A 26,290-nucleotide genomic window follows, 5' to 3' on the forward strand; every position below is an offset into this window, starting at 1 on the left:
TGGGACCATGCCTGAGCTTCCGGAACTCGACGCCGTCGTCGGGCTGCTTCGCGGCCGTACCGTGGGTCGCAGGGTGAGCCGGTTCGACATCGTTGCGTTCAGTGTCCTGAAGACCGCCGAACCACCTCACGAATCTCTTGTGGGACGTACCGTCACTTCGGTCACTCGGCGAGGGAAGTTCCTGCTGCTGGAAGTGGACGGCCGCTACGCCGTCGTTCATCTTGCGCTCGCCGGCTGGGTCAAGACGGGCGATGCGGCACTCGCCAAACGGCCGTCGTCGTCCGGGCCGCTGGCTTTCCGACTCACCTTCGACGACGGCACCCACGTCGACTTCACGGAGCAGGGCCGCAAGAAGAGCCTGGCCCTGTGGATCACCGACGATCCCCTGCACGTGGAACGCGTGGCGCGATTGGGGCCGGAAGCCGATGCCATCACGGCGGAGGAGTTTGTTGCGATGCTTGCGCGCTCGTCCTCTCGTCTCAAGACGGTGCTTACGGACCAGACCATGCTGGCGGGAATCGGAAACGCCTGGTCGGACGAGGTTCTGCACGGTGCCCGGTTGTCACCGTTCGCGACCGCGAACCGACTCTCCTCCCCGGACGTTCAACGCTTGTTCGATGCGCTCGGGACTGTCATCCACGAGGTCCGAACCCGGCTCGACGGCGTGCCGCTGGACCGGATCAAGAGCACCAAGAAATCCCTGTTCCGGGTCCATGCCCGTACCGGGGATCCGTGTCCTGTCTGCGGGACGCCGGTCGCCGAGGTCTCCTACGCGGACCGCTCGCTGCAGTACTGTCCCGGCTGTCAAACCGGCGGTAAACGGCTCAGTGACCGCCGGATGGACCGCCTGTTGAAGTGAGCCCATGACGCACGTACACACGCGGTCGGTGGATGGAGAGTCCCGTCCTTTCCACTTCGATTCGACCTGGCGGCCGGACGCGGACATTGACCGGGTGTGGGACATCCTGGCAGACATTGATTCCTGGCCGGACTGGTGGCCCGGGGTGCTATCAACCTGGGTCCTTGACCGGGGGACGCTCGAAGCCGAAGGGCGCCGCGCGCAAGTGGTCGTGGCCAGTCCCATGGGATATACCTTGCGATTTACGGTCACGATCACCGAGGCGGTCAAACCCCGAGCTGCCACCATCACCGTGAGCGGCGATCTCAGGGGAACGGGCAGGTGGTGGGCCGTTACTGACGGCGAACGTGTGGACCTGAGTTTCATGTGGTGCGTGGTGACTCGGCGGCGACCGGTGCGTCTTTTGCGGCCTGCGGCTTCGTGGGCTCACAAGCGGGTCATGGAGGCGGGCTTACGGGGTTTGAACCGCCAGGTCACCTAAGGGTGGAGGCTCGCAGGGCCGGACTGACCGCGGCATGTTTTCGATGTCCCGAGCGTGGATCGGGTGCCAGCGTGTTCCCCTCGACCCTCGACCCTCGCCGGGGAATCACCATCCTTGAACAAAGAGTCAATCCTGTTTATCAGGTAAGGCAATCCTTAATATCCCTCATTGTGAATTATCTGGGTATTTCCGGGAAAATCATGATTCTTTGTAGATGCGTCCATGAGCGTTATTATTATAGAGACATGCAAACCCAGGTACTTGCCGAAGGTGAAGTCTTCTCGTCTGTCGGAGACCTCCCCCTGCACCCGCTGGTGGTGCACTTCGCCGTGGCCTTGCTGCCGGTGGCGGCCCTCCTTCTCGTAGCCGCCGCGATCGTGCCGGCGCTCCGGCGTCGGGTCCTCGGCCTCTCCGTCATCGGCGTACTCGTGGGCACAGTGGCCACGTTCGTGTCCAAGGAATCGGGCGAAGCCCTGGCCGAAACCGTGGGGCTTCCCGCAGAGCACGCGGAATGGGCTGACCGGTTCATGGTGGGTTCGGTCATTCTGTCCGTCCTGGCTGTGATCTGGTGGATCGTCTCGCGACGTGTCGACGGTGCTCGTCGGTCGGCGGCTACATCGCCGTCGGGAACCGCTGACGGTGGCGTCCGGAACCGCACGCCCCGCAAGGGCGGGCTATTGGGGACCGTGCTGGGGTTGCTCACGGCCATCGCAGCCGTCTTCGTCCTGGTGTTCGCGATCTTCACGGGTCACTCCGGGGCGCAGGCCGTGTGGTCGGGTTCGCCCACCGAATCAACCGGGGAATCCTCCACCGCAGCCGGTGGCGCGGTCGCTGCCACGGAGGGGTCGAGCTCGGATTCTCAGACCTACGCAATGTCCGACGTCGAACAGCACGACAACAGTGAGTCCTGCTGGGCCGCGATGGACGGCAACGTCTACGACCTCACCGACTGGATCGCCAAGCACCCCGGTGGGCAGGAAGCCATCAACGGGCTGTGCGGCACGGATGCCACGGAAGCCTTCCAACAGCAGCACGGGTCCAATGAGGAAGCACAGTCCGCGTTGGCCGACTTCAAGATCGGTGCCCTCGAGGACTGACCTCCGGGACCAAGTTCTCCATCACCCGGCAGGGCAGCCCGTGACCGTCGGCCTCGGGCTCGAGTAGACCGTAGGATCGAAGAGGCGAACGTCTCGCCGTCGTCGGGGTTCCGGGTGGTTCCGGTACCACGGCACGGCAGGACAAAATCACAAACGGAAGGCGGGCCCACCATGCCGACACCCGAGTCGGCCTCGGCCGGTGGTCACTCCAGGGGTTCCGACCTCAGCGGATCCTCGGAATCCGGCCGGACGAACCCGAGGCAGACGGGAGGCACGTCCGGCGGGGGAGCCCGTCTGGTCATGGCGCTGGTGGGCGTGGCCGCGGCGCTGCTGGCACTGCAGGGGATCTCGCACTATTCGGCCTTGATCGCGCCGGTGTTCTTCGCCTTGAACATGGTCATCATCGTGCACCCGCTGCACAACTGGCTGGTTCGGCGTTTCGGGTGGCCGCGTTGGGCCGCCGCGGTCGCATCCTTGCTCGCGGTGCTTATTGCCCTGTTCGCGTTCTTCTATTCCATTGGGTGGGCGATCTTTGCTCTGATCCAGGCTCTCCCGCAGTATTCCTCCGACTTCGAAACCATGTGGAACGACGGCCTCACCTGGCTGGAACAGTTCGGCGTGACCACCGAGGGCATGGTCCAGAACCTGCAGGACAACGTGGGCAACGTCGTCAGCTTCTCGACCGAGTGGTTGGTGGGGATCGCCTCGAACCTGTCGGGCCTGGCTGCGATGTTGGCCATCATCGTGACCGTCCTGTTCTTCCTCTCCGTGGATTCGATGACGATCTCACGCCGCGTCCGCGTGATCCTGGGCCAGAACCCGACCACCGCGCGGGCCCTGCTGAACTTCGCCGCGGGCGTCCGCCGGTACTGGGTGGTCACGACCGTGTTCGGGTTGATCGTTGCCGTCATGGACCTGGGCTACCTGGCGATTCTGGGCATCCCACTGGCCGGTGTGTGGGCGGTCCTGGCCTTCGTATCGAACTACATTCCCAACGTGGGCTTCGTCATCGGCGTGATCCCACCGACGCTCATGGGATTGCTCGCGGGCGGGTGGATGGACGCGTTGTTGGTGGTCGTGGGCTTCAGCGTGATCAACATGGTCATGCAGTCCTTCGTCCAGCCGAAGTTCACCGGGGACGCCATTGGCGTGACTCCCACGATTTCTTTCCTGTCGGTTCTGCTGTGGGCCGCGGTTCTGGGGCCGCTGGGGGCTCTGCTCGCGCTACCGGCCACCTTGTTGGTCAAAGCCATCCTGGTCGACCCGAACCCGCAGGTCCGATTCGTCAACGCGTTGATCGCGGCAACTCCCGAGGACGGTCTGCCCACGGAGCGCGCTCACGAGGCCCGGGCCGCACGTAGCTGGCTCAACCGGTGGATCACCGGGTCCGGCGGATTCAAGCGCTTGGGCAAGCGCCCGGTCGCCTCTGACACGGGTAGCAGCCAGGCGGTGACGTCAACGGCGGGACCCACGACGACGTCGGAGGCGTCCGACTTCCCGCAGGAGAACGCGGGGACCTCAGACATCGATCACGGTGGCCCCAGGGATTGAGGCAAACCGGTCAGGCATGGCGGTCAGCACGATCACCTGGGCGTGATCGCCGGCGGCCCGCAGCGCCGTGGAGAGACTGATCAGACGTTCCGGGTCGGTGTGCCCCAGCGCGTCGTCGAAAATCACGGGCACGCCGTCCATCGGGTCCACGAGCATGGCTATCGCCAAGCGCACCAGCACGTCCAGCTGCTCCCGCGCACCGGTCGACAGGGAGTCGACGCTCAACCACGTGCCGTCCAGGAAGCGCCGGGTGATGACCAGGTCGTCCGACAGCTCGACCCGGAAGGTGGAGCCGAAAACCGTGTGACCCAGCTGTTCCAGCCGGGCCCGGAAGGGGGCGTTGTAGCGCCGGTGGGCTTGTAGCTGCGCCGCCTCCAATGTCTCGGCAAGTAGCTTTGCTGCCGCCGCCCTGCGCACTTGCGTGTTCAGCTCCTGCGTGACCTGTCGCAAGGCGGTCGCTGCCTGGTCGTACGTGCGTTGCCGGGAGTCGCGGTCCGTGGCTTCCAGGTTGCCCTGGACCAGCGTGCGTTCCGTGCGAGCCCGCTCGAGGGACCGCCGGGTGTTGGACACGCGTGCTTCGTACGCCGACATCCGGTCCAGAACGGCTTGCGCCTCCGAACTGATCCACTGGTGTTCCAGGGCGTCCACCAAAGCAGTTGCCTGTTCCAGGGCCGCGGCCTTCTGATCCTGGTCGTTCTCGAGCGCCTCGTCCGAGACGGCCGCCCGAGCTTGTTGGAGTTGGCTCTCCTGGTCGCGGAGGAGGAGGGTCTGGGAGCTGTGGTCGGTCCGGATGGAGTTCAGCTGCGCCGCCGCCTTGGTCTCGGCTGTCCGACACAGATCCGCGCGATTCTCGGCCGCCGTCAGCGCTTGCCGTGCATCGCCGGCCAGCGCTTCAGCCCGGTCCAGGCGTTCGTCCAGCCCTGCAGTGTCGTCCTCCCGCTCCGTCGTGTCCTCTGTGCCGTCGGCCGCGTCAGAGGTGCTGGCACTGGTGCTTTCCAACCGCGAGGTGAGGGTTGCCAGTTCGGAACGCAACCGGGTCTCCTCGCGGCCGTTGAGCAACAGCCGGCGCTGTTGAACCGCCTCGGTGACGGCGCGCTCGTGACGGGTCTGGGCTTCGAGTGCGGTGCGGGCCGCTTCCAGGCTGTCCACCGCTGCTTGGCCCAGGAGACGATCCACGTCCTCCTGGGCCCGCTGCACGGCCGCACGTCGTTGAGCGAGTCCTTGTTCGGGTGAGATCTGGACCCGCAGCCGCCCCGGAAGCTCCAACGTGACGTCCTCCGTCACGGCCTGCTCCGTCGATTCGCCCAGGGACAGGTGCAGTGGTTGCCCGTCGAGGGCCATCTCCGGGGGATCGCCCAGAGCGGTGACTGTCATCCTCGCGGAGGCGGACTCGAGCTGGGTGCGCGCCAGGTCCGCGGCTCGGTGGGCCCGCTCGAGCTGTTCCAACAGTTCTGGCGTGACTCTCGCGGGCACGTGGTCGTCCAGGGCGGCTTCCCTTGCGGTGAGGTCGTCCAGTTGCTTCACGAGTGCCGTGAGGTCGGCCCACCGGGCTTGATCCCGCGTGCGGCGTTGGGCCTTCTGCGCCAGGTCCAGATCGTTCCGAGCTCGGTCCAGGTCTTCCCGTGCCTGGTGCACCGTGGCTTCGGCAGCGCGGGTCGACGTCGTGGCCTGGTCGGCTGCCTCCTGGGCCGCTTCCAGGGAGGTCTCCAGTTCCTGGAGCTTCTCCGCGGTCCGCTCGGCCCGGTCCCGAAGGTTTTCACGCTCCTGCAACAGCTCGGTGGCGCGCTGGTGCGCGGCGCCCGCGGAACTCGAGGCCGCATGTGCCTCGTGGCGGCGCCGGTCGAGGTGCTCGACCTCCTCGGCGGCCCGTTCGGCGGCGCGGAAGTCCTCCAGGGCGCGGTCGTGGCTCACCTGCGCGGAGCGCGCGAGGCGGTCCTTGCGGTCGAAGTCGTCGACCAGTCCGGTGACAGCGTCAAGGTCCGCTTGGGCCTTCCGGTACGCGGTGGTGGCGGCGCCGTGCGCCTCGCGTAGTCGCTTGGTGTCTGATTTCTCCTGCCCGGTGGTGGTGAAGTACAGATCGCGCTCGGCCCGTGCGGCCTGCACGAGGCTCATGGAACCGGCGTCGTCAGCCACCTCGCCACCCGCCGCCTCCAGCGCCTTGCGTAGGGCCGACGAGCCCGCGAAGTCGTTGGAGAGCGCATCCGACTGCAACAGGCGCAGCGTGTTCCACAGGGTGCGGTCGGTCAGGGCCAGGAGGTCGTCCACGGCAGCGTGGGCCTCGCGCCCCGTGGCCCGTTCACCCCTGCGTGGTCCGGCGACGAATTCGAGGTCGGCCCCCGGATTCTTGAGCCACTGCTTGCGGTAACGCACACGGTGCTCCGCGACGGTGAACTCCGCTTCGACCGTCACGGGGACGTCCTGGCCCTCCGGCCGAGCAGACTTCACGACGGCCTTCTTGGAGTCCGGCAGCGTGGTCAGCAGCAGATCGAGTGCCTGGATGGTGGAGGTCTTCCCGGCCTCGTTGGGGCCCTGGATGACGGATACCCCCGTCTCGGGGAACTCGATCTGTCGGTGCGTGACACCCTTGAAGTTCTCAAGATTCAGGCGGTGCAGCTTCATCGGGCACCTCCGGCGAACCGCACCAGGAGGCGTAATGCGTCTTGCGCGGCCTCCTCCGTCGATGGTTCGTGCAGGCGGGGCAGATCGTCCTCGACGTCGTGGGCCGCTTCTCGGAGGGCAGTCTCGTCGGGGAGATCGGCATCGGCCACCGGTGACGCACCCTCTGCCGTACCCGAGGAGTCAGGCGGCCCCGACGGGGTCGACCCGGACAGCGCGAGCAACTGGTCCACGGCTTCGCGGACGTATCCGCTGACATCAAGGTCACCCAGTTCCTGGCTGTCCGGTTGGACGACCAGATCCGTGTGTCGGTCCCACTCCAGGAGCGCCGCGAACAACGGCGCGCGCGTTTCCAACACGTCGTCCAGCGCGGCTCGCTCCGTCACGGTCAGCGACCCCGCCAATGCAGTCTTGACCACGGTTCGTTCCTTGGGGCGGAGCTGATCGAGTCGTTCGGCCAGGGCCTGGATGTCTTGGGACCCGTCCACCCGGTGTCGCAGGACGACGTGCTGCCACTGACCGACGGGTACGGCAGTGACAAGGGGTTTCCCGCCGTCGTCGGGAATTTCGACGTCCAGGACGTGCCCTTGTCCGGGCTCGCGGAAACTCGTGGACTCATGGGCTCCGGAGTACCGGATGGAGGAGTCTTCGCTCAACGGCCATCGGATGTGTCGGTCGCCGAGGGCTGCGTAGTGGATGCGACCGTCTGCCAGTGCAGCGTCGAGCGGGGCGCGGTGGACGGTCACGGGGGAGGCGGCATCCGGTTCGAGTTCTTCGAGCATGCCGTGGCCGACCAGGACACGGACCGTGCCGTCGGCTTCCGCCCCGTCCAGGACACCGGTGACCGGGTCCGTGTCCGGGCGTTTGCTGGTCCAGGGAGCGGCCAGGATTTCGAGGCCGGGGCTCACCGGCCAGGTACCGGCACGGTCCAGGACGGTCACGTTGCCCGGAAGCCGATCGCGCAAGGTCGGGGAGTTCCAGATGGAGCCCGTGCCCAGGGGATCGTGGTTGCCCGGAAGAAGGAAGAGCGGAACGTCTTGTGAGCCCATGGCCTCCAGGGCGCGCCCGATGTCCTTGGCACCCAGGTTGGGGTGCTCGAACACGTCGCCGGCCACCACCACGAAAGCACAGCCGCGTTCGACAGCCAGGGACATGATGCGCCGGACCGTTTCCACCCGGTCGCCCGTGAAGCGCGGCTGGGCATCGGAATCCAGGTAGTGCCGGGTCATGCCGAGCTGCCAGTCACTCGTGTGGATGAAGCGAACCACGGCGTTCCTTCCCTCTTGCCGGTGCGGGTGCCTGTCGACGTCGATCGATGGCATCTCGACCTTACGGAACACGGGGGACAACACAAGTTCCGAACGCATGGACGCGCCCGGGAGGTCCGCGTCCGTCGTGCAGGCGCCCTCCACCTGCCCTCTTGAGTCGTCTGCTCCCGGTGAGAGACTGAACGGACGAACACAGAAGTCACCGAACCGAGAACTGGCAACGCAGCGCCGGAGCACCGACTCCGGTCGGAGGAGGGCCCGTGGACATCGCCTTGGTACTGGGGTCGGGTGGTGCCCGCGGTTACGCGCACATCGGTGTGATTGACGAGCTGCTCGACCGAGGTCACCGCATCGTCTCCGTGGCCGGATGCTCCATGGGGTCGCTGATCGGCGGACTGTACGCGGCGGGTGCCTTGGACGAGTTCCGGGATTTCGCACTTACGTTGCGGCGGACCGACGTCTTCCGGCTGGCCGACATCACCGTCAGCGGCCCGGGCCTGTTCAAGACCGACCGCCTCATGGACCGCCTGCACGGCATGATCGGGGACGTCAGGATCGAAGACCTTCCGATTCCGTACACCGCTGTGGCCACGGATCTGACGAATCACCGGGAGGTGTGGTTCCACGACGGACCCCTGCTGACCGCGATTCGCGCCTCGATCGCCATCCCCACGGCCATCACTCCGGTGGCGTTCCGGGACCGGTTGCTGGCCGACGGCGGCATCCTGAATCCGCTTCCTTTGGATGCCTCCTCACACTTCATCTCGGATGCAACGGTGGCGGTGTCCCTGTTCGGCCGCGACCGTTTCGGCGTCGAACCTCAGGCCGCGGGCGCGGATCAGGCGGGGTCCGACACCGGGAACCTGCCCGACGACGTCGATCCCCGCGATCGCGAGCAGAGCGTCACCAAGGGGGTGGCGCACCCCGTGTCCGAACCACCGTCTCGGCGCGAGGAACCGGCGGCGGATCCAGGACGTGCTGCCCAAGCCGCCCAGGAGGCAGCCGCTGAGGTGGTCGCCGAATCAGAGACCCGGGCCGAGATCGTGGATGACCTGTTGCTGCCGGAAGCCACCGCAGCCACCTCCGAGGCGGCGGCCGTGCCGGGTGCCGTGGCGGGCTGGTGGCGGGAGCGTGTGGCCCAACCGTGGAAGCAATCCACCGGGGTCCGCAAGTCACGCACACCGGAGGAACGCGGGCGGGAGGCCAAGGCTCGCGGGCCGCGGAAGTCGGCGGAGTGGAACGAACAATTCGCGTCCCTGCCCAAGGACCTCTCCACGGTGGACATGATGCTGACGTCCCTGGAGATCATGCAGGCCGCCATCGAAAAGCCCCGCATCGCGATCCAACCACCCGATGTCCTGGTCTCCGTCCCGGCAGACACCTGCGCGACCTTCGATTTCGATCAAGCGGCGCGCGTCATTGCCACGGGACGCGCCCTGGCCAAGGAGGCTTTGGACAGAGCCGGGCTGTGAGCCCGGGGCGGGGACACGCGTAGATTGGACAACGCACGAGCCACCTCGGGCGATGGCTCACACTAGTGATGTCACGAGCGATATATCGGGAAGTCAGGGCTGGCTTCCGAACTCACCTGTCACCGCAGGTGTTGACAGACCGCATCGACCACCACCGATCAAGGAGTTCGACATGTCCCAGAACCCCGAAAACACCACGTCCGGCGACACCCCCTGGACCGATCCGCAGGCACCGCGGAACGCGCAGTCGCCGCAGAGCGCGCAGCCCCACCAGAACGACCAGAACTATCAGACGGATCGGACCGCCGACGCCGAGCCCGCCCGCCAGGCACCGGCTCAGGACGGCGACCGCCACCAGGACCGCCGCCCCGCGCTGGACCCCAAGCTGGACGGCCGCTCCAAGAGCGGTGTCAGCGGCGCCACCTGGTTCGCGCTGATCATCGGCCTGATCATCCTGATTCTGCTGTTGGTCTTCGTCCTGCAGAACATGAAGGACATCCAGATCGCCTACATGTCCTGGGAGTTCGCGCTCCCGCTGGGCGTTGCCATGCTGTTGGCGGCCATCGCCGGTGCATTGATCACCGCGCTTGTGGGGTCCATCCGTCTGGCAGTGCTCTCCCGCCGGGTGCACAAGTTGGAGAAGGAACGCGAGACCATCCGTCGCACTCTGCGCTGAACCCACGCGGGCCGAGGACGACCCGAGAGTCGGTCGACTCGGATCCCGTGACAGACCCGGGTCCGGCCGCAGACGTGAAGGCGCCCCGCAGGAAATGATTCGTGCGGGGCGCCTTCACGTCTGCGGGGTGATCAGCCCTTCATGCCGTCGATCACCTGGTTGAAGGTGTTCGACGGGCGCATGACGGCGAACGCCTTGTCGTCGACGGGCTGGTAGTAGCCGCCGATGTCCGCGGGGGAGCCCTGAACAGCAAGCAACTCCTGCGCAATGGTCTGCTCGTTCTCCGTCAGCTCGGCGGCGACGTCCTTGAACGCCGCGGCGAGCTCGGCGTCCTGCGTCTGCTCCGCAAGCTCCTGGGCCCAGTAGAGCGCCAGGTAGAAGTGCGAACCGCGGTTGTCGATCTCCCCGGCCTTGCGGGACGGGGACTTGTTCTCGTCCAGGAAGCGACCGGTGGCCGCGTCCAGGGCGTCGGCCAGCACCTGCGCGCGGGCGTTGTCGTAACGCGAGGCCAGGTGCTCGAAAGAGGCGGCCAGGGCCAGGAACTCACCCAGGGAGTCCCACCGCAGGTGGTTCTCCTCGACCAGCTGCTGGACGTGCTTGGGTGCGGAGCCGCCGGCGCCCGTCTCGAACAGGCCGCCGCCGTTCATGAGCGGCACGATGGACAGCATCTTGGCCGAAGTCCCCAGTTCCAGGATCGGGAACAGGTCCGTGAGGTAGTCACGCAGCACGTTGCCGGTCACGGAGATGGTGTCCTCGCCACGGCGGATGCGCTCGATGGAGAGCTTGGTGGCTTCCACGGGGGAGAGGATGCGGATGTCCAACCCATCCGTGTTCTCGTCGGCCAGGTAGGTGTTGATCTTCTCGATGAGGTTGCGGTCGTGGGCGCGGGACTCGTCCAACCAGAACACGGCGGGCATGCCGGATTCACGGGAACGCCGCACGGCCAGCTGCACCCAGTCCTTGATGGGGGCGTCCTTGGTCTGGCAGGCACGCCAGATGTCACCGGCCTCCACGTTGTGGGACAGCAGGACCTCACCGGCGGCGTTGAGTACCTCGACCACGCCGTTGGCCGGAATCTCGAAGGTCTTGTCGTGGGAGCCGTACTCCTCTGCCTTCTGCGCCATGAGACCGACGTTGGGAACGGTGCCCATGGTGGTCGGGTCATAGGCGCCGTTGGCGCGGCAGTCGTCGATCACGGCCTGGTACACACCCGCGTAGGAGGAATCCGGGAGCACCGCCAGGGTGTCGGCCTCGGTGTCGTCCTTGGTCCACATGTGACCGGAGGTCCGGATCATGGCGGGCATGGAGGCGTCCACGATCACGTCCGAGGGCACGTGCAGGTTGGTGATGCCCTTGGCGGAGTTGACGTAGGCCAGTGCCGGGCCTTCGGCCAGGCCCTTCTCGATCCCGGCGCGCACGGCCGTGGCGTCGTCCTCGGAGAGCTCACCCAGACCGGAGAGGATGGCACCCAGACCGTCATTGGGGGAGAGCCCGGCCGCGGCCAGCTGCACGCCGTACTGGTCGAAGACCTCGGGGAAGAACGCCTTGACCACGTGGCCGAAGATGATGGGGTCGGAGACCTTCATCATGGTGGCCTTGAGGTGCACGGAGAACAGCACGCCCTCGTCCTTGGCACGTGCAATCTGCTGCTCCAAGAAGGCGTCCAGTGCCTTGGCGGACATGAAGGTCGCGTCCACGACCTCGCCGGCCAGGACGGGGATCGATTCCTTGAGCACCGTGGTCTCACCGGAGGTCTCGCGGAGACGGATCTGGAGCGTGTCGTCGGCGGGAAGGACCACGGACTGCTCGTTGGAGCGGAAGTCGTCGACGCCCATGGTGGCCACGTTTGTCTTGGAATCCGCCGTCCACGCACCCATACGGTGCGGGTTCTTCTTGGCGTAGTTCTTGACGGCCTTGGGAGCGCGGCGGTCCGAGTTGCCCTCACGCAGCACCGGGTTGACGGCCGAGCCCTTGACCTTGTCGTACCGGGCGCGGGCGTCGCGCTCCTCGTCGGTCTGAGGGTCCTCGGGGTAGTCGGGGAGGTCGTAGCCCTGGGACTGCAGTTCCTTGACGGCGGCCTTGAGCTGCGGGACCGAGGCGGAGATGTTCGGCAGCTTGACGATGTTGGCTTCGGGAGTCTTGGCTAGCTCACCGAGCTCGGTCAGGGCGTCGCTGATGCGCTGATCCTCCGTCAGGCGCTCGGGGAACTGGGCGACGATGCGCCCCGCCAACGAAATGTCCCGGGTCTCCACCTCGACGCCGGCCGCGGTGGCGAATGCCTCCACGATCGGCTTGAACGAATAGGTGGCCATCAACGGGGCTTCGTCGGTCTTTGTCCAGATGATCTTCGGCATATGAGTCGATACTCCCTCGTGTGCGACGTCATGCGTCCTTCGGTTGCATCCCCAGATCGGGATGCGATCCGGGGTCAAACCTACCCGATCCGGGTCTGCGAACGCCCTCCCGTCAGGCGCTCCCCAGCCTGTTCTGGCCTGGTTGTGAGTGACCTGGTACAGAATTGTCCGAGGCACAGTGCGGAACGCCCGTCCCGCCCGTTCCCCGTTCCGGAGGTTCCCATGATCTGGCGCTGGCTCGTCAACGCCCTGGCCGTGGCCGTTGCCACCTACGTGGTGCCCGGCATCTCCATCACGGACACCTCCGTGAGTGCCCAGGTGGTGGCGATCGTCGTCGTCGCAGCTGTCCTGGGTGCGCTCAACGTCGTCGTGAAACCTGTGTTCACATTTCTCACCGGGTGCCTGGTGATCCTGAGTTTCGGTCTGTTCCTGATCGTCATCAACGCGCTCATGCTGCTGGCGGCCTCGTGGATCATGGGCGTCTTCGGCGGAGCCTGGCACGTGGACGGGTTCTGGCCTGCAGCGGTTCTGGGCTCCCTGGTGATTTCCGCGGTGAGCCTGGTGCTGGGGATCTTCGAACCCCGTGAACGGCCTCGACGCCCGGAGCCCCCGGTCGAACGCGGCTGGTGACCGATCGGTCAGACCAGCAGCACCAGGCTGACCGCCATGACGGCCATTCCCGCGACCACCCCGTAGACGGAGAGGTGGTGACCGCCGTACTTCTCCGAGGTGGGGAGCAGTTTGTCCAGTGAGATGAAGACCATGATGCCGGCCACCGCCGCGAAGACGACGCCGAACAGGGTCTCCGTGAGCCACGGTCGAAGGACGGTGTAACCCAGCACCGCGCCGATGGGCTCCGCCAGGCCGGAGACGACCGCCAGCACGAGTGCCTTGGACCGTGAACCCGTGGCCTGGAAGACCGGGACCGCCACGGCAATTCCCTCGGGGATGTTGTGCAGTGCAATGGCCACGGCTATCGGCAGGGCCAGGGTCGGGTCGGCCAGACCCGTCATGAACGTGGCAAAGCCTTCCGGGAAGTTGTGGATGCCGATGGCCACCGCGGTGAGCAGCCCCATCCGGAGCAGGGCCTGCTCACGAACCGAGGTCTTCGGTCGTGGCCGGGCCCCCGCGGCTCCGGGGCGCAAACCGCCCTCGGGTGTGTGGATGTCTTCGGTGGAGTGCGTGAACTCGTGCGGGTTCGAGTGCGCGGGGACCAAGCGGTCGATCGCAGCGATGACCGCGATGCCACCGAAGAATCCGCCCACAAGGCCCCAGGACGTCGGCCCGGCGCCCAGGTCCTTGAGCAGGTGGTCCTGCGCCTTGGGCACGATCTCCACGAACGAGACGTAGAGCATGACCCCGGCAGAGAACCCCAAACTCACGGCCAGGAACCGGGTGTTGGTGTGGTGGGCGACGAAGGCCACCAGCCCGCCCAGGCCAGTCGCCAGGCCCGCCAGAAGGGTCAGGGTGAACGCGACTGTCACCGTGCCCGGCAGATCCCCAGCGCGCAGGGCCACCGGCAGCGCGGCAGGTGCAACGGCGAAGATCGTGCCCACCACCGGGATTACAGGTAGCGCGTGGGGTCGAAGGAGTCCAGCTCGATGATGCGCAGGCGCGGCAAGGGCGCGTTGAAGGCCTGGAAGTCGTCCTCGAGGTCAACGATCTGCAGCCCCTCTTCCTCGAGTTCGTGCAGACCCGCGGAGAGCAGTTCCCGGAAGCACAGAACAGCCACGCGCCGGTCGTCGGCGAGCAGCGCCCGCAGCTGGTCCAGGAAATCGATGTCATGGGTGGCCAGGACGACGTCGCCGTGGCCCTGTTCCAGGATGGCGTCCAGGGTGCGCTGGATACCCACGTCCACGACCTTGACCCGGGCAGGACCGGACAGGGGCACCACCTGGTAGTCGAACCCCCGCAGTGCGGCCACGAAGCTGAAGGGAAGGTGCCCGTTGGACCCGTTGAGGAAGAACAGCCCCTTGGTCCTGCGCCCCGATCCGGGATCCCACAGCTTACGAGCGCCTTGCATCACGCGTTCCCACCGCGGCCGCTCCTCAGGTCGCGGCTTGCGTTCCAGCAGGGACATGCCCAAGGTGGCGTCGATGTTCTCACCGTCGACCACCAGGTAGGTCACCCGCTCACCGGAAGCCGCTTGACGGTCTTGGTCGGCGGACAGGGAGGCGTCAGCGGGGCCCACTCGTTCTGCAAAGGCGGGATCTTGCGCATTCATGACCATGAGCCTACGGGAGACCGACCGGGGCGCACTCATATCGCACCCATATCGTCCGGGAACTCATTCGCTCAGGGTCCGGAACCAGGGGAATACCCGGTGTGGTGGGTCACAATCGCGGGCTAGGGTTTGGTGCATGAGTGAGCACAGCCCCGCACGTCTGCAGTCCGATCTCGCCCGCCTGAGCAGGGAGGTGGAGCAGTACCTTTCCACCGTCGAGTCCTTCCACGACGACGAATTCGATCGTGCCTCCCTGTGCCAGGACTGGACCCGCGCCGACGTGGTCGCACACGTCGCGGTGCTGTCCCGCCGTCTGGTGCGTCTGATCGACTGGGCCGAGACCGGCGACGAGCAGAAGCCGTACGACAGCCCGGAGGAGCGTGCCGCCCTCATCGCCGAGACCGCGGCCCTGCCCAGGACGGAGCTCAAGGTCGAGGCGCGAGCTGCCGCCCAATTCTTCCTGGAGAACGGGCAGCGCCTGCGCGGGGACCTGGCGGCCCAGGAGATTGCGATCGGCCCCAAGACCTTCGCCGCGACGTCGTTGCCGGCCGTGCTGATCGCGGAGATCGTGGTCCATCACGCCGACCTGGACACGCAGTGGGAGGTCGAGGAGGCGGATCCCGACTCGCTGCTGAACGCAGTGGAATCCGCGGTGCGGACCATGCGGGTCAAGGAAGCCCCGGGGATGACGATCGTGACCGACGAGCGGGACGAGTGGGTCATCGGCGACGGCGCCCTGCGGGTCGAGGGAGACCGGGAAGGTGTCCTTGCCTGGCTGGCCCGCGGTGACGACTCGGCGATCTACTTGCCGGAAGGTGTGGTGGCGCCCGAGTTGCCCCGGTGGTGACCGATTCCGTATCAAGCATGCACCCCCCGTACACGAGGGAACGGGCCCCAACTCATCGGAGTTGGGGCCCGTTCCCATGTATACCGATCGAGTCATGGGGGTGAGGTCAAGAGATTTGTTACCTGCGCGTAACAGATCGGACACGAGATTTACTGGGACGCGGAGTCTCATGCTGTTTGTTTGCTGTTAATCTGTGCAGCGTTACCGCCGAGTATGGCCCAGATCACATCCAAGGCTGCTCGGTTCTCCCGATCCTGGAGGTCACCATGAACCCTCTGTTGTCTCGCCGCCGTCTACTCGGAACCGTTGCGCTCTCCTCGGCCGCAGCCGTTGCACTGTCCGCCTGCGGGGGCGGCGGAGGTGGTGGTGAAGGGGGAGGTACGGTGACTGCGTTCAGCGTCGAGCCGGAGAACCCGCTGATCCCGTCCAACACCACTGAACAGGGCGGTGGGCGACCTGTCGAGTTGATCTTCAAAGGACTGATCTCCTACGACGAGGATGCCCAGCCCGTCAACGAGTTGGCCGAGTCGATCGAGTCCGAGGACAACATCAACTGGACCATCAAGATCAAGGGAGGCAAGAAGTTCACCAACGGGGAGGACATCACCTCCCAGAGCTTCGTGGACGCTTGGAACTACGCCGCTGCGGCCAAGAACGCGCAGCAGGGTTCGTACTTCTTCGAGGTCATCAAGGGCTACGACAAGGTCTCCGCCGAGGGCTCGGAGGAGGACGAGATGGAGGGTCTCAAGGTCGTCGACGACACGACCTTCGAGGTCGAACTCTCCCAGGCCGACATCACCTTCCCGAACCGCCTGGGCTATCACACCTACGTGCCGCTTCCCGCGTCGGCCTTCGAGGATATGGAGGCCTTCGGCGAGAACCCCGTGGGATGGGGACCCTTCAAGATGGACGGCGAGGGTGCCTGGTCGCACAACGAAGAGATCCGCCTGGTCAAGAACGAGGACTACGACGGTTCACAGCCGGCGCAGCTGGATGCCCTGACCTTCAAGCTGTACCAGTCCGCGGAAGGCGCATACTCGGATCTCATCTCCGGGAACCTGGACATCCTGGACCAGATCCCGCCGTCCAGCATGGACGTGCGTGAGGACGACCTCTCCGGGCGCACGGACCAGGTGGAGTACGCGGGCAACTACACCTTCGGTATCCCGTACTACCTGGAGGGCTGGTCGGGGGAAGCCGGGAAGCTGCGCCGTCAGGCCATCTCCCTGTCGATCAACCGCGAGGAACTCATCGACCAGGTCATCAAGCAGGGCACTCCCGCCAAGGACTTCACCTCGCCCGCCGTCGAAGGATTCCCGGAGTCCTTCAAGAACCAGGAGTTCGTGGATTTCGACGCCAAGAAGGCCAAGGAACTCTGGGATCAGGCCGACGAGATCGAGAAATACAACGGCAAGCCCTTCGAGCTGGCCTACAACGCGGACGGTGGCCACCAGGAATGGGTGGACGCCGTGTGCAACATGATCAAGAACGCCTTGGGGATCGAGGCGCAGGGCAAGTCCTACGCGACCTTCAAAGAGCTGCGGACCGAGGCCAATGCCGGTGAGTTGACCTCGGCCTTCCGGTCCGGCTGGATGGCGGACTACCCGTCCATGTACAACTTCCTCTCCGCGCAGTTCGCCACCGGGGGATCCTCCAACGATCCCAAGTACGAGAACCCCGAGTTCGACAAGAAGCTCAAGGAAGGCCTCGAAGCCGAAACTGTGGAGGACGCGAACAAGGCCTTCATCGAGGCTGACGAGATGCTGCTCGAGGACATTCCGGCTGTGCCGCTGTACTACCCGGCCCGCACCTTCGGATGGAGCGAGAATGTCAACGACGTCAAGCTGACCTGGAACGGCGAGATCGACTACGCCGTCGTCACCCAGGCCTGACCCCCGACCGGGCCGCGCGCCGTCGATCACGGCGGGCGGCCCGGTCCCGCTTTGCCCAGGTCCGGGAGCTCACATCCACGAGCCAGCCCGACCATCCCGTTCGCAGGAGTCCTTCCACCATGCCAACCACCACACCGGCGCCATCGCGCCCGAACGCGTCAGGGGGTGCCGCCTGACATGGCCTGGTATCTCATCCGACGCATTTTGCAGATGATCCCCGTGTTCTTCGGGGCCATCTTCATCGTCTACTTCCTGATGTTCGCCACCTCCGGCGATCCCACCGCCGCGCTGTGCGGTGATCGTGGCTGCACGGACGCCACCAAGGCGGCGCTCGAGGCCCAGTACAACCTGGACCAGCCGTTCATCGTCCAGTTCCTGCTCTACCTCAAGGGCGTTTTCACCCTGGACCTGGGCAAGAACTTCTCCGGACGTCCGATTCTCTCGGTCATCGCGGACACGTTCCCCAACACCGTCAAGCTCGCGATCATCGCGGTGATCTTCGAAGCGATCTTCGGCGTCCTGCTCGGGCTCATCGCGGGACTGCGCAAGGGCACCTGGTACGACTCCGGGCTGCTGTTCTTCTCCCTGATCCTGATCTCCATCCCGGTGTTCGTCCTGGGCTTCGTCTCCCAGTTCGTGTTCGGCATCAAGCTTGGGTGGACCACTCCCACAGTGGGCAGCGGTGCTCCGCTGACCGACTTGTTGCTGCCGGGCATGGTGCTCGGCGGCATCTCGCTGGCTTATGTTCTGCGCCTGACCCGCAACTCGGTCGCGGAGACCCGCGACGCCGACCATGTGCGGACGGCCACGGCCAAGGGACTTTCCCGACGACGGGTGATCAACGTTCACGTGCTGCGCAACTCGATGATCCCGGTGGTGACCTTCCTGGGTGCCGACCTGGGCGCGCTGATGGGCGGGGCGATCGTGACCGAACGCATCTTCAACATCAACGGCATCGGCAATCAGCTCTACCGCGCGATCAACCTGGGTGACGGCGCCATGGTCGTCTCCCTGGTCACGTTGATCGTGATCGTGTTCGTGCTGGCCAACCTGCTGGTGGACCTGCTCTACGCCGTGCTCGACCCGAGGATCCGTTATGCCTGAGCCACAGAAAACCGTCACCGAACACTTCGTGGCCCCGGTCCTGGAAGATCAGGGCCGCGCCGGGATCGAGAACCAGGTTGACGCCAAGCCCAGCAACTTGTGGCGCGACGCCTGGAAGTCTCTGCGCAAGAACCCGATCTTCATCATTTCAGCCTTGCTCATGCTCTTTGTGCTGTTCGTCGTCGCGTTCCCGGGGGTTTTCACCTCCGCGTCCCCGAACAGCAACTGCATGCTCTCCAACGCCAACGGGTCACCCACGGACGGCCACCCGTTGGGCTTCACCAACCAGGGCTGCGACATCTACGCCCGCGTGGTCCACGGGGCCCGAGCCTCGGTGCTGGTCGGGTTCGGCGCCACCATGGGTGTCCTTGTCCTGGGCGTGATCGTGGGCGGCCTGGCCGGCTTCTTCGGCGGCTGGGTGGACGCGATCATCTCCCGCGTCATGGACATCTTCTTCGCGATCCCGCTGATCCTGGGTGCGATCGTCCTCATGTCCGTTCCGGTCATGCGGCAGAACGCCGGGATCGTCACGTTGGCCATCGTGCTGACCGTCTTCGGATGGCCCCAGATGGCCCGCATCACCCGAAGTGCCGTGCTCGAAGTCCGGCACGCGGAGTTCATCACGGCGGCTCGATCGCTCGGCATGGGCAAGTTGTCCATCCTCTTCAAGCACGTCCTGCCGAACGCCGCCGGGCCGATCATCGTGATCGCCACGATCTCCCTGGGCATCTTCATCGTCGCCGAAGCCACGCTGTCCTTCCTGGGCATCGGGCTTCCGCCGTCGATGCTGTCCTGGGGACACGACATCTCCGCGGCCCAACCCCAGCTGCGCACCAACCCGGAGGCGCTGCTGTGGCCCTCACTCATGCTCTCCGTCACGGTGCTGAGCTTCATGATGCTCGGTGACGCACTGCGCGATGCCCTGGACCCGAAGGGACGTACCCAATGAGCACCTCCACGCGAGTTGAAACCCCGGAGACCGCCGGAGCGGCCGAGCGCACACCCCTGCTGGAACTGCGCAACGTCGGCATCACGTTCAAGACCACCACGGGCGACGTGGAAGCCGTCAAGGACACCACCATCACCGTGATGCCCGGCGAGACCGTGGCGATCGTGGGGGAGTCCGGTTCCGGAAAGTCCACCTCGGCACTGGCCGCGATGGGGCTGCTCCCGTCCAACGGCAGGGTGTCCGAAGGTCAGATCTTCTTCGACGGCGAGGACATCACCCACCCGTCGCGCAAGCGCCTGGAAGCCCTGCGCGGGCGGGAGATCGGCATGGTTCCCCAGGACCCCATGTCCAACCTCAACCCCGTCTGGAAGATCGGTTTCCAGGTCCGCGAGACCCTCAAGGCCAACGGCCTGCCCTCGACCGACGCGGATGTGGCGCAGGCGCTCAAGGACGCTGGACTCTCGGACGCCGAACAGCGCATGAACCAGTACCCGCACGAGTTCTCGGGCGGCATGCGGCAGCGCGCGCTGATCGCGATCGGTCTGGCCTGCGACCCCAAACTGCTCATCGCTGACGAACCCACCTCGGCCCTGGACGTCACCGTCCAGAAGCAGATCCTCAACCACCTGGACCGGCTCACGGACGAGAAGGGCACGTCGGTCCTGCTGATCACCCACGACCTGGGGCTGGCCGCGGAACGCGCCGACCGCGTCGTCGTGATGCAGAAGGGACGCGTGGTCGAGTCCGGGCCGGCGCAGGCGCTGTTGCAGAATCCGCAGCACCCGTACACGCAGGAACTGGTGCGCGCGGTGCCGTCGCTGACCCCAGAGGACATCGGGGCGGAGGACGAGGGCGCGGCCGCGGACGAGATCGTCAGCATCAAGGACCTGGTCAAGGAGTACAAGATCCGCGGCTCCTGGGGCCGTTCCACGCAGTTCCGCGCCGTGGACCAGGTGAGTTTCGGGATCCGCAAGGGCCACACGACGGCGATCGTGGGCGAGTCCGGCTCCGGCAAGTCCACCGTCGCCAAAATGCTGCTGGGCCTGGAGGACATCACCTCCGGGACCATCGAGGTCAACGGCCGGGACATCTCCACCCAGTCCGGCAAGGAGTGGTTCGACTTCCGTCGTCGTGTCCAGCCGATCTTCCAGAACCCGTACGGGTCCCTGGACCCCATGCGCAGCGTGTTCCGCACGATCGAGGAACCGCTGCGGGTCCACAAGGTTGGTGACGTCGCGTCCCGGCGCCAGAAGGTCCATGACCTCCTGGACCGTGTGGCCTTGCCGCGCCAACTGGGGGACCGGTATCCGAGCGAACTCTCGGGTGGGCAGCGGCAGCGCGTGGCCATCGCCCGCGCGCTCGCCCTGGACCCGGAGATCGTGGTCTGTGACGAGGCGGTCTCCGCCCTGGACGTGCTGGTCCAGGACCAGGTGCTCAAGCTGCTGGGTCAGTTGCAGGAGGATCTGGGCCTGACCTACCTGTTCATCACGCACGACCTGGCCGTGGTGCGCGAGATCGCCCACGACGTCTGCGTCATGGAATCCGGGCGCCTGGTGGAGGTGGGTTCCGTGGAGGATGTCTTCGAGAACCCGCAGCAGGACTACACCAAGCACCTGCTGGACGCGATCCCGGGCAAGGACCTCCTGGAAACGGCCTGACCGCTCCGCCTGAGACTCGCCGAGACCTCCGTTACGGCCCATTCCACCCGGGATTTTGGGCCGTAACGGAGGTCTCGTCGGTCAGAGGATGCCGGATTCGTGGGCGATGACCACCAACTGCACCCGGTCGCGGGCCTGGAGCTTGGCCAGAATGCGGGACACGTGGGTTTTGACCGTGGCCTCCGAAAGCACCAAGCGCTGCATGATCTCCGCGTTGGACAGCCCGTGGCCCACCAGCTCGAACACCTCGCGTTCCCGCGGGGTCAGCTCGTCCAGGCGCGGATCCGCCGGAGCCTGCGGCTTGGGTGGGTCGATGAAGCGCTGCATGAGCCGATGCGTGGTGGACGGGGCGATCACGGCGTCCCCGCGGTGGCACGTGCGGATCGCGGCCAACAGGTCCTCCGGCATGGCGTCCTTGAGCAGGAAGCCGCTGGCCCCCGCCCGGATCCCGTCCAGGGCGTATTCGTCCAGGTCGAAGGTGGTCAACAGGACCACGGTGACCCCTGGGTGCGCGGACAGGATCCGACGCGTGGCCTCCAGCCCGTCCATGACCGGCATACGGATGTCCATGAGGACGACGTCGGGGCCCTCCGCGCGCCCGGCCAGAGAGTCGACCAGGGCCACCGCTTGGGCGCCGTCACCGACGTCACCGACGACGCCGAGGTCGGCCTGGGAGTTGATCAGCATGGAGAAGCCGCTGCGGACGAGGGGTTGGTCATCCACGATCAGCACGCGGATGGGCACCGTGTGGGATTCGGGATCGGGGCTCATGGGAGGTCCTGTCGTTGGTCGTCCGTGGTGACCCATCCCCGGATCACCCACTGGTCAGCATTGTCGCGGGACGGCGTGGCCTCCAACTGCCCGCCGTAGACCCCCAGCCGTTCCGCCAGGCCGCGGAGTCCCTGTCCGGAGGACGGGATCGGCCGGTGCGTCGCATCGTCCGACGGCCCGTGACGATTGGCCGACCTGGAGTCCTGAGCGGCCTGTGAGGCCTGAGCGGCAAGCAGCCCGTCGTTGACCACCTGTGCCTCGGCCCAACCGTGGCCCGAACGCAGCACCACGCTCGCGCCGGTGGCCTTGGGGCAGTGCTTGAGCACGTTGGTCAGACCCTCCTGCACCAACCGGTACAGCGCCAGGGACGCACCGGCCGGCAGGCGGGACAGGGCCTCCGGATCCTCGGGGAGTGTCAGGTCAACCGGGAGCCCGGACTGCCGCACGCCCTGGACCAGATCGGGGACGTCCGCGGTGCCCGGCACGGGGGTGACCTGCTGGGCGTCGTCCGTGCGGAGGACCCCCAACAGGCGCCGCATCTCCGTGAGGGAACCGCGCGCCGTCGTGGAGATCCGTTCCAGGGTTTCGACGGCGGCGGTCGGGTCCGCGGCCGAGGCGTAGCGGGCGCCGTCGGCCTGGGTGATGACCACGGACAGCGAGTGGGCGACCACGTCGTGCATCTCACGGGCGATCCGGGTGCGTTCGTCCTGGGCGGCCAGGCGGACCTCCTGGTCGCGTTCGATCTCCAGCCGGTGCGCCCACGCGGCCAGGGCCTCAGCGCGGTCCGCCAGGGCCTGCGCTCGTTGGGCCTCCGCCTGCTCGCGCTCCCAGCGCACGCGCTTGACGTCGCCCAACAGGTAGGAGGTGATGACCACCAACCACACGAAGGGAGTCATCACCAGCACGGCCATCCACCAGTCGGTGCCGCCGAAGGCGATGGACCCGGGCGCGATCATGGGTTCGGACCACAGCGGGCTGACCAGGGAGACCACTAGGGCCACGACCAGCGCGAGCCCCAGGACCCCCAACCGGTGGGACCGCTGGGACCGCGCGGCCACCCGGTGGATGACCATGGGGACGGCCCAGAACCCCGTGGCAACGGGCCACACACCCAGGGCCACCGTGGAGATCACGGTGGCCAGGGCCACCAGGAGTGCGGCCGTGACCGGTCGACCGATCCGCAGGTAGACGGGAACCCCGACCAACGCGGCCCCGATGAATTGGCCCCAGCCGCCGGACACGCTGCCCAACACCGTGAAGAACATGAGGACGGAGACCACGACGGCGTTCGTGGCCACCTCGTGCTGCTCGGTCCACCGAGCGATCGCCAGGTGCGGTCTCATCTCGCCTCCGGAACCCGGGTCTGCGCGACGGCCGGTGGCCGCCGCGCAGACCCACGGACGTGTCTCATTCGATCGCGGCCAACCCGGCCACGGGTGAGACCTTCGTGGCCCGCCGGGCGGGCAAGGCAGCCGCGATCAGGGCCGTCAGCCAGGCACCGAGGACGACGGCCACGAGTCCCCACCAGGGTGCCGTGAGCAGCACCGGGATGGTTTCGGTGACCATGGCCGAGATCACCGCCGTACCCAACAACCAACCTGCCACGATACCCACGGCACAGGCAGCGGCGGCGATCACGATGGCCTCGCGCCGGATGGTGGCGCCGAGCTGCCGGCGGGAGAGCCCGAGAGCCCGCAGCAGGGAGTTCTCGCGGGTCCGCTCCAGGACGGACAGGGACATGGTCGACGCGATGCCCAGGACCGAGACCAGGACGGCCGCGCCCAGCAGCCCCAGGGCCACCGCCAACATGATGTTGAGGATGTCCACGTAGGAGGCCTTCTCGAACGCGGCCGCGCCGATCTCGAAGGCATTCGTGTCCGTGATCTCCGCGATGTCTCCCAGCGCGGTCTGCGTGGGACGCGAACCGATGCCTCGGGCGAGATCCACGGTGGTCTCACCGGCGCCCTGGGTGACGCCTTCGACGTCGTCCAGGGCGGAGATCTTCTCGACGGCGGCGGCGTCCAGGTTCCTGGAGATGGTGACATCCACCGGGCGCGTCTGCTCGAGGTGTTCGAGCACCGACTTCTGGGCGACGGCGTGACCGGTCAACACGGTGGCCACCAGCGTGATGCCGATGAGCAGCGCCGTGGCCGTCGTCGTCGTGCGTGCCGGGTGACGGGAGGCGTTGGCGGAGGCCAGTGCCGACGGCGTGCCGCCCGGGAGCAGCCGCCCCAGGACCGTGACCACGGTCGGCATCCACAAGCGCGAGGTCAGGATGAGACCCAGGCCCGCTGCCGCGCCGGCCCCGATCCCTGCGAGCGGCTGGTTGTGGACCATGGCCGCCCAGACCAGGACCGAGGCCCCCGCCAGCAGCAGAACCACCCCGAGGGCGGTGCGGACCACGGGCAGGCGGTTGTCGCTCCTGGAACCGCGCATGCCGTCCAACGGGGAGGCCTGCATGGCACGCCGTGCGGGGCCCAGGGAGGCGAGCAAGGTGATGACGACGCCCAGGGCGATGCCGATCGCGAGGTCGCGCGGGCTGACCGCGACGACCACCCAGTTGGGCAGCAGTGGTGAGAGAGCGAACGCCAGGCCGGTCACGGCGGCCACACCCAGAACCGAGCTGATCACCCCGATCGCGACGGCTTCCATGACCACGCCGCGCCGCAACTGTGCACCCGTGGCACCCATGCACCGGAGGAGCGCCAGCTCCCGAGCACGCTGGGCGGTGAGCACGCCGAAGGTCGTGGTGATCACCAGGAAGGCGACGATCGCAGCCAGCAGCGCGAAGGCCATCAGGAAGGCCAGCATGATGTTGCTGTCCCCGGACATGGCCTCCAACTGCTGGTCGGAGAGTTCCTGCGGGGTCTGGACGTCGACGTCCACGCCCGTGTCCTCCAACTGGGTGGTCACCTGGTCCCGGACATGCTCAAGGTCCGCACCGGGGGACAGCAGCAGCTGGGTGTCGAAGGAGGTGGGCAGACTGTCGACGCCGCCCGGGACCATGTCCGCGAGTTGATCCTCGGTGACCCAGGTGTTGATCGACGCCTCCATCTCCGGTGCGTCCACGATGCCCACCACGCGCAGCTCCGTCGCGGTCGGCGTGGCCCGGTCCGTACCGGTCAACGGTGCACCGGGTCCCTGCATCGCGGCGGTCACAGGAACCGTCCGGTCGATCGAGAGCCCGCCCCGTTCGGCCAGGTCCGCGGTCACCACGACCTCACCGGAATCCTGCGCCATCCGACCCTCCGTGAACTCCCACGGGAAGATCGCGCCATCGGTGGGGGCTGGGGCGGCGTACATCGGGGCATCGGCCGGGTTCTTGCCCTCGATCTGCGCGGCGACCATGGTCTGCGACCACGCGGTCTGCACGCCGTCGATTTCGGTCAAGGCGTTGACGTCCTCGACGGTGAGACCCTCCGAAGCTTCCATGCTGCCGCCACCCTCGGGCATGGCCACGGAGACCACCAGGTCTGAGTTCTTGGTCATGGCGGTGAGGGTCCCGACCATGGAGGCGTTCAACGTCGAATTGAGAATGAACGCGGCCGAGGCGAAGGCCGCGGAGACGGCCACGCACAGGGCAATCAGCACGTAGCGCGCCCATTGCAGGCGCAGGCGGGACAACACGATGCGACGCATCAGAGCGCACCCCCTCGGCGTTCGTCGGAGACGATCCGGCCGTCCTGAACCATGATCGTGCGGTCCGTGTAGTCGGCCACCCGGGCGTCGTGGGTCACGACCACCACGGTGTTGCCCTCTTCGTGGACCGTCCGCGCGAGCAGCCCGAGCACCTGGGCCGTGGTCTCCGTGTCCAGGGCACCGGTCGGCTCGTCGGCGATGATGACGTCCGGTTCCGTGATGAGCGCACGGGCGATCGCCACCCGCTGCTGCTGACCGCCCGAGAGCTCATCGGGCCGGTGGTCCAGTCGTTCGGAGATGCCCAGAGCCTCGGCCACGCGCTCCAGGCGCCGGGCCTGCAGCTTCTTGCCCGCCAGGGTGAGCGGCAGCTCGATGTTCTGCCGGGCGGTGAGGACCGGGACCAGGTTGAAGGCCTGGAAGACGAAGCCCACGTGCTCGCGGCGGAACTCGGTGAGTTTCTTGTCGTTCATGCGCGTGATGTCCCGCCCGCCCACGCGGATGCTGGTCTCCGGCCGGTCGTCGGGGGAGTCCAGGCCCGCCAGGCAGTGGACCAGGGTGGACTTGCCGGAACCGGAGGGTCCGACGACGGCGGTGAAGGTGCCGCGTTCGATGCGCAGAGAGACGTCATTGAGCGCTGTGACCTTGAGTTCACCGTCGCCGTAGGTCCGGGACACGTGCTCGGCCAGGACGGCGGGAGCGGCCTCGCTCTCGGCCCCAGAGGCCCACGGGGTCTGTGCCGAATCCTGCGTCGGGTTATGGGAAGTGGAGGTGGCAGATGTGGTGCTGGAACTCAGCGGGGTGCTTGACATGGCATCCATGGTCCACGGCGGGG

General features: G+C 66.7%; 20 protein-coding genes. 11 read left to right on the plus strand and 9 right to left on the minus strand.

Translation table 11 applies throughout. The features are described 5' to 3' along the window. Positions 1-7 precede the first annotated feature (7 nt). The 3 genes from GWK18_RS07780 to GWK18_RS07795 all read left to right on the plus strand — a co-directional run bounded on the left by GWK18_RS07780 (position 8) and on the right by GWK18_RS07795 (position 3,988). The gene (locus tag GWK18_RS07780) at positions 8-859 is read left to right on the plus strand and encodes an Fpg/Nei family DNA glycosylase (protein WP_166834395.1); all 852 of its coding nucleotides are present in this window, start codon (positions 8-10) and stop codon (positions 857-859) included. A 726-nt stretch (positions 860-1,585) separates the two neighbouring features. Beyond that, positions 1,586-2,437, plus strand: a complete 852-nt coding sequence (locus GWK18_RS07790; RefSeq protein ID WP_166834399.1) for a cytochrome b5-like heme/steroid binding domain-containing protein — start codon at positions 1,586-1,588, stop codon at positions 2,435-2,437. A gap of 171 nt (positions 2,438-2,608) precedes the next feature. Continuing rightward, positions 2,609-3,988 carry an AI-2E family transporter gene (locus GWK18_RS07795; protein ID WP_123825547.1) on the plus strand — a complete coding sequence of 460 codons (1,380 nt, stop codon included), beginning with the start codon at positions 2,609-2,611 and terminating at the stop codon, positions 3,986-3,988. Here the strand turns inward: GWK18_RS07795 and GWK18_RS07800 are convergent. Beyond that, positions 3,956-6,607 carry an AAA family ATPase gene (locus tag GWK18_RS07800; protein WP_123825546.1) on the minus strand — a complete coding sequence of 884 codons (2,652 nt, stop codon included), beginning with the start codon at positions 6,605-6,607 and terminating at the stop codon, positions 3,956-3,958. The two genes, GWK18_RS07795 and GWK18_RS07800, sit on opposite strands and share 33 nt — an antisense overlap. Beyond that, positions 6,604-7,872, minus strand: a complete 1,269-nt coding sequence (locus GWK18_RS07805) for an exonuclease SbcCD subunit D (RefSeq protein WP_348535886.1) — start codon at positions 7,870-7,872, stop codon at positions 6,604-6,606. Before GWK18_RS07805 ends, GWK18_RS07800 begins: the two co-directional genes overlap by 4 nt. 260 nt (positions 7,873-8,132) lie before the next feature. On the opposite strand from GWK18_RS07805, the gene GWK18_RS07810 reads away from it, so the two are divergent. Together GWK18_RS07810 and GWK18_RS07815 are read left to right on the plus strand one after the other, a co-directional pair. After that, positions 8,133-9,344 (plus strand): patatin-like phospholipase family protein, encoded by a 1,212-nt coding sequence (locus GWK18_RS07810; RefSeq protein ID WP_123825545.1) that lies wholly within the window; start codon positions 8,133-8,135, stop codon positions 9,342-9,344. A gap of 172 nt (positions 9,345-9,516) precedes the next feature. After that, entirely contained in the window at positions 9,517-10,020 is a 504-nt protein-coding gene (locus GWK18_RS07815; RefSeq protein WP_123825544.1) for a lipopolysaccharide assembly protein LapA domain-containing protein, read from the plus strand. A gap of 131 nt (positions 10,021-10,151) precedes the next feature. Here GWK18_RS07815 and GWK18_RS07820 read toward each other — a convergent pair whose 3' ends face one another. Next, positions 10,152-12,374 (minus strand): NADP-dependent isocitrate dehydrogenase, encoded by a 2,223-nt coding sequence (locus GWK18_RS07820; RefSeq protein ID WP_166834401.1) that lies wholly within the window; start codon positions 12,372-12,374, stop codon positions 10,152-10,154. A 222-nt stretch (positions 12,375-12,596) separates the two neighbouring features. On the opposite strand from GWK18_RS07820, the gene GWK18_RS07825 reads away from it, so the two are divergent. Continuing rightward, entirely contained in the window at positions 12,597-13,004 is a 408-nt protein-coding gene (locus GWK18_RS07825; RefSeq protein WP_166834403.1) for a phage holin family protein, read from the plus strand. 8 nt (positions 13,005-13,012) lie between these two features. On the opposite strand, the gene zupT is transcribed toward GWK18_RS07825, so the two are convergent. Both zupT and GWK18_RS07835 read right to left on the minus strand, forming a co-directional pair. Then, the gene (gene zupT / locus GWK18_RS07830) at positions 13,013-13,930 is read right to left on the minus strand and encodes a zinc transporter ZupT (protein WP_348535887.1); all 918 of its coding nucleotides are present in this window, start codon (positions 13,928-13,930) and stop codon (positions 13,013-13,015) included. Between the two features lie 8 nt (positions 13,931-13,938). Next, positions 13,939-14,454, minus strand: coding sequence for a nuclease (locus tag GWK18_RS07835; protein ID WP_280720444.1), 516 nt, complete (start codon positions 14,452-14,454; stop codon positions 13,939-13,941). Positions 14,455-14,734: 280 nt separating this feature from the next. Between GWK18_RS07835 and GWK18_RS07840 the strand changes: the two genes are divergently transcribed. The 5 genes from GWK18_RS07840 to GWK18_RS07860 all read left to right on the plus strand — a co-directional run bounded on the left by GWK18_RS07840 (position 14,735) and on the right by GWK18_RS07860 (position 21,048). Beyond that, a complete protein-coding gene (locus GWK18_RS07840) occupies positions 14,735-15,445 on the plus strand; it encodes a maleylpyruvate isomerase family mycothiol-dependent enzyme (RefSeq protein WP_166834405.1) in 711 nt (236 codons plus the stop codon). Between the two features lie 383 nt (positions 15,446-15,828). Further along, positions 15,829-17,337, plus strand: a complete 1,509-nt coding sequence (locus GWK18_RS07845) for an ABC transporter substrate-binding protein (protein ID WP_348535888.1) — start codon at positions 15,829-15,831, stop codon at positions 17,335-17,337. Positions 17,338-17,514: 177 nt separating this feature from the next. After that, positions 17,515-18,441 (plus strand): ABC transporter permease, encoded by a 927-nt coding sequence (locus GWK18_RS07850; RefSeq protein WP_166834409.1) that lies wholly within the window; start codon positions 17,515-17,517, stop codon positions 18,439-18,441. Then, the gene (locus GWK18_RS07855) at positions 18,434-19,390 is read left to right on the plus strand and encodes an ABC transporter permease (RefSeq protein WP_166834410.1); all 957 of its coding nucleotides are present in this window, start codon (positions 18,434-18,436) and stop codon (positions 19,388-19,390) included. Before GWK18_RS07850 ends, GWK18_RS07855 begins: the two co-directional genes overlap by 8 nt. Continuing rightward, entirely contained in the window at positions 19,387-21,048 is a 1,662-nt protein-coding gene (locus GWK18_RS07860) for an ABC transporter ATP-binding protein (protein WP_166834412.1), read from the plus strand. The genes GWK18_RS07855 and GWK18_RS07860 overlap by 4 nt, the downstream gene beginning before the upstream one ends. Positions 21,049-21,129: 81 nt before the next feature. Here GWK18_RS07860 and GWK18_RS07865 read toward each other — a convergent pair whose 3' ends face one another. From GWK18_RS07865 to GWK18_RS07880, 4 genes are all read right to left on the minus strand, one after another. Further along, positions 21,130-21,819 (minus strand): response regulator transcription factor, encoded by a 690-nt coding sequence (locus GWK18_RS07865; protein WP_166834414.1) that lies wholly within the window; start codon positions 21,817-21,819, stop codon positions 21,130-21,132. Beyond that, the gene (locus GWK18_RS07870) at positions 21,816-23,162 is read right to left on the minus strand and encodes a sensor histidine kinase (protein WP_166834416.1); all 1,347 of its coding nucleotides are present in this window, start codon (positions 23,160-23,162) and stop codon (positions 21,816-21,818) included. The genes GWK18_RS07865 and GWK18_RS07870 overlap by 4 nt, the downstream gene beginning before the upstream one ends. Before the next feature lie 64 nt (positions 23,163-23,226). Then, the gene (locus GWK18_RS07875) at positions 23,227-25,458 is read right to left on the minus strand and encodes an ABC transporter permease (RefSeq protein WP_166834418.1); all 2,232 of its coding nucleotides are present in this window, start codon (positions 25,456-25,458) and stop codon (positions 23,227-23,229) included. After that, positions 25,458-26,267: an ABC transporter ATP-binding protein gene (locus GWK18_RS07880; protein WP_166834420.1), complete on the minus strand. Its 810-nt coding sequence runs from the start codon at positions 26,265-26,267 to the stop codon at positions 25,458-25,460. Before GWK18_RS07880 ends, GWK18_RS07875 begins: the two co-directional genes overlap by 1 nt. Between the last annotated feature and the right edge of the window lie 23 nt (positions 26,268-26,290).

The sequence above is a fragment of the Kocuria sp. JC486 genome (assembly GCF_011602805.1).
Lineage (GTDB): Bacteria > Actinomycetota > Actinomycetes > Actinomycetales > Micrococcaceae > Kocuria > Kocuria soli.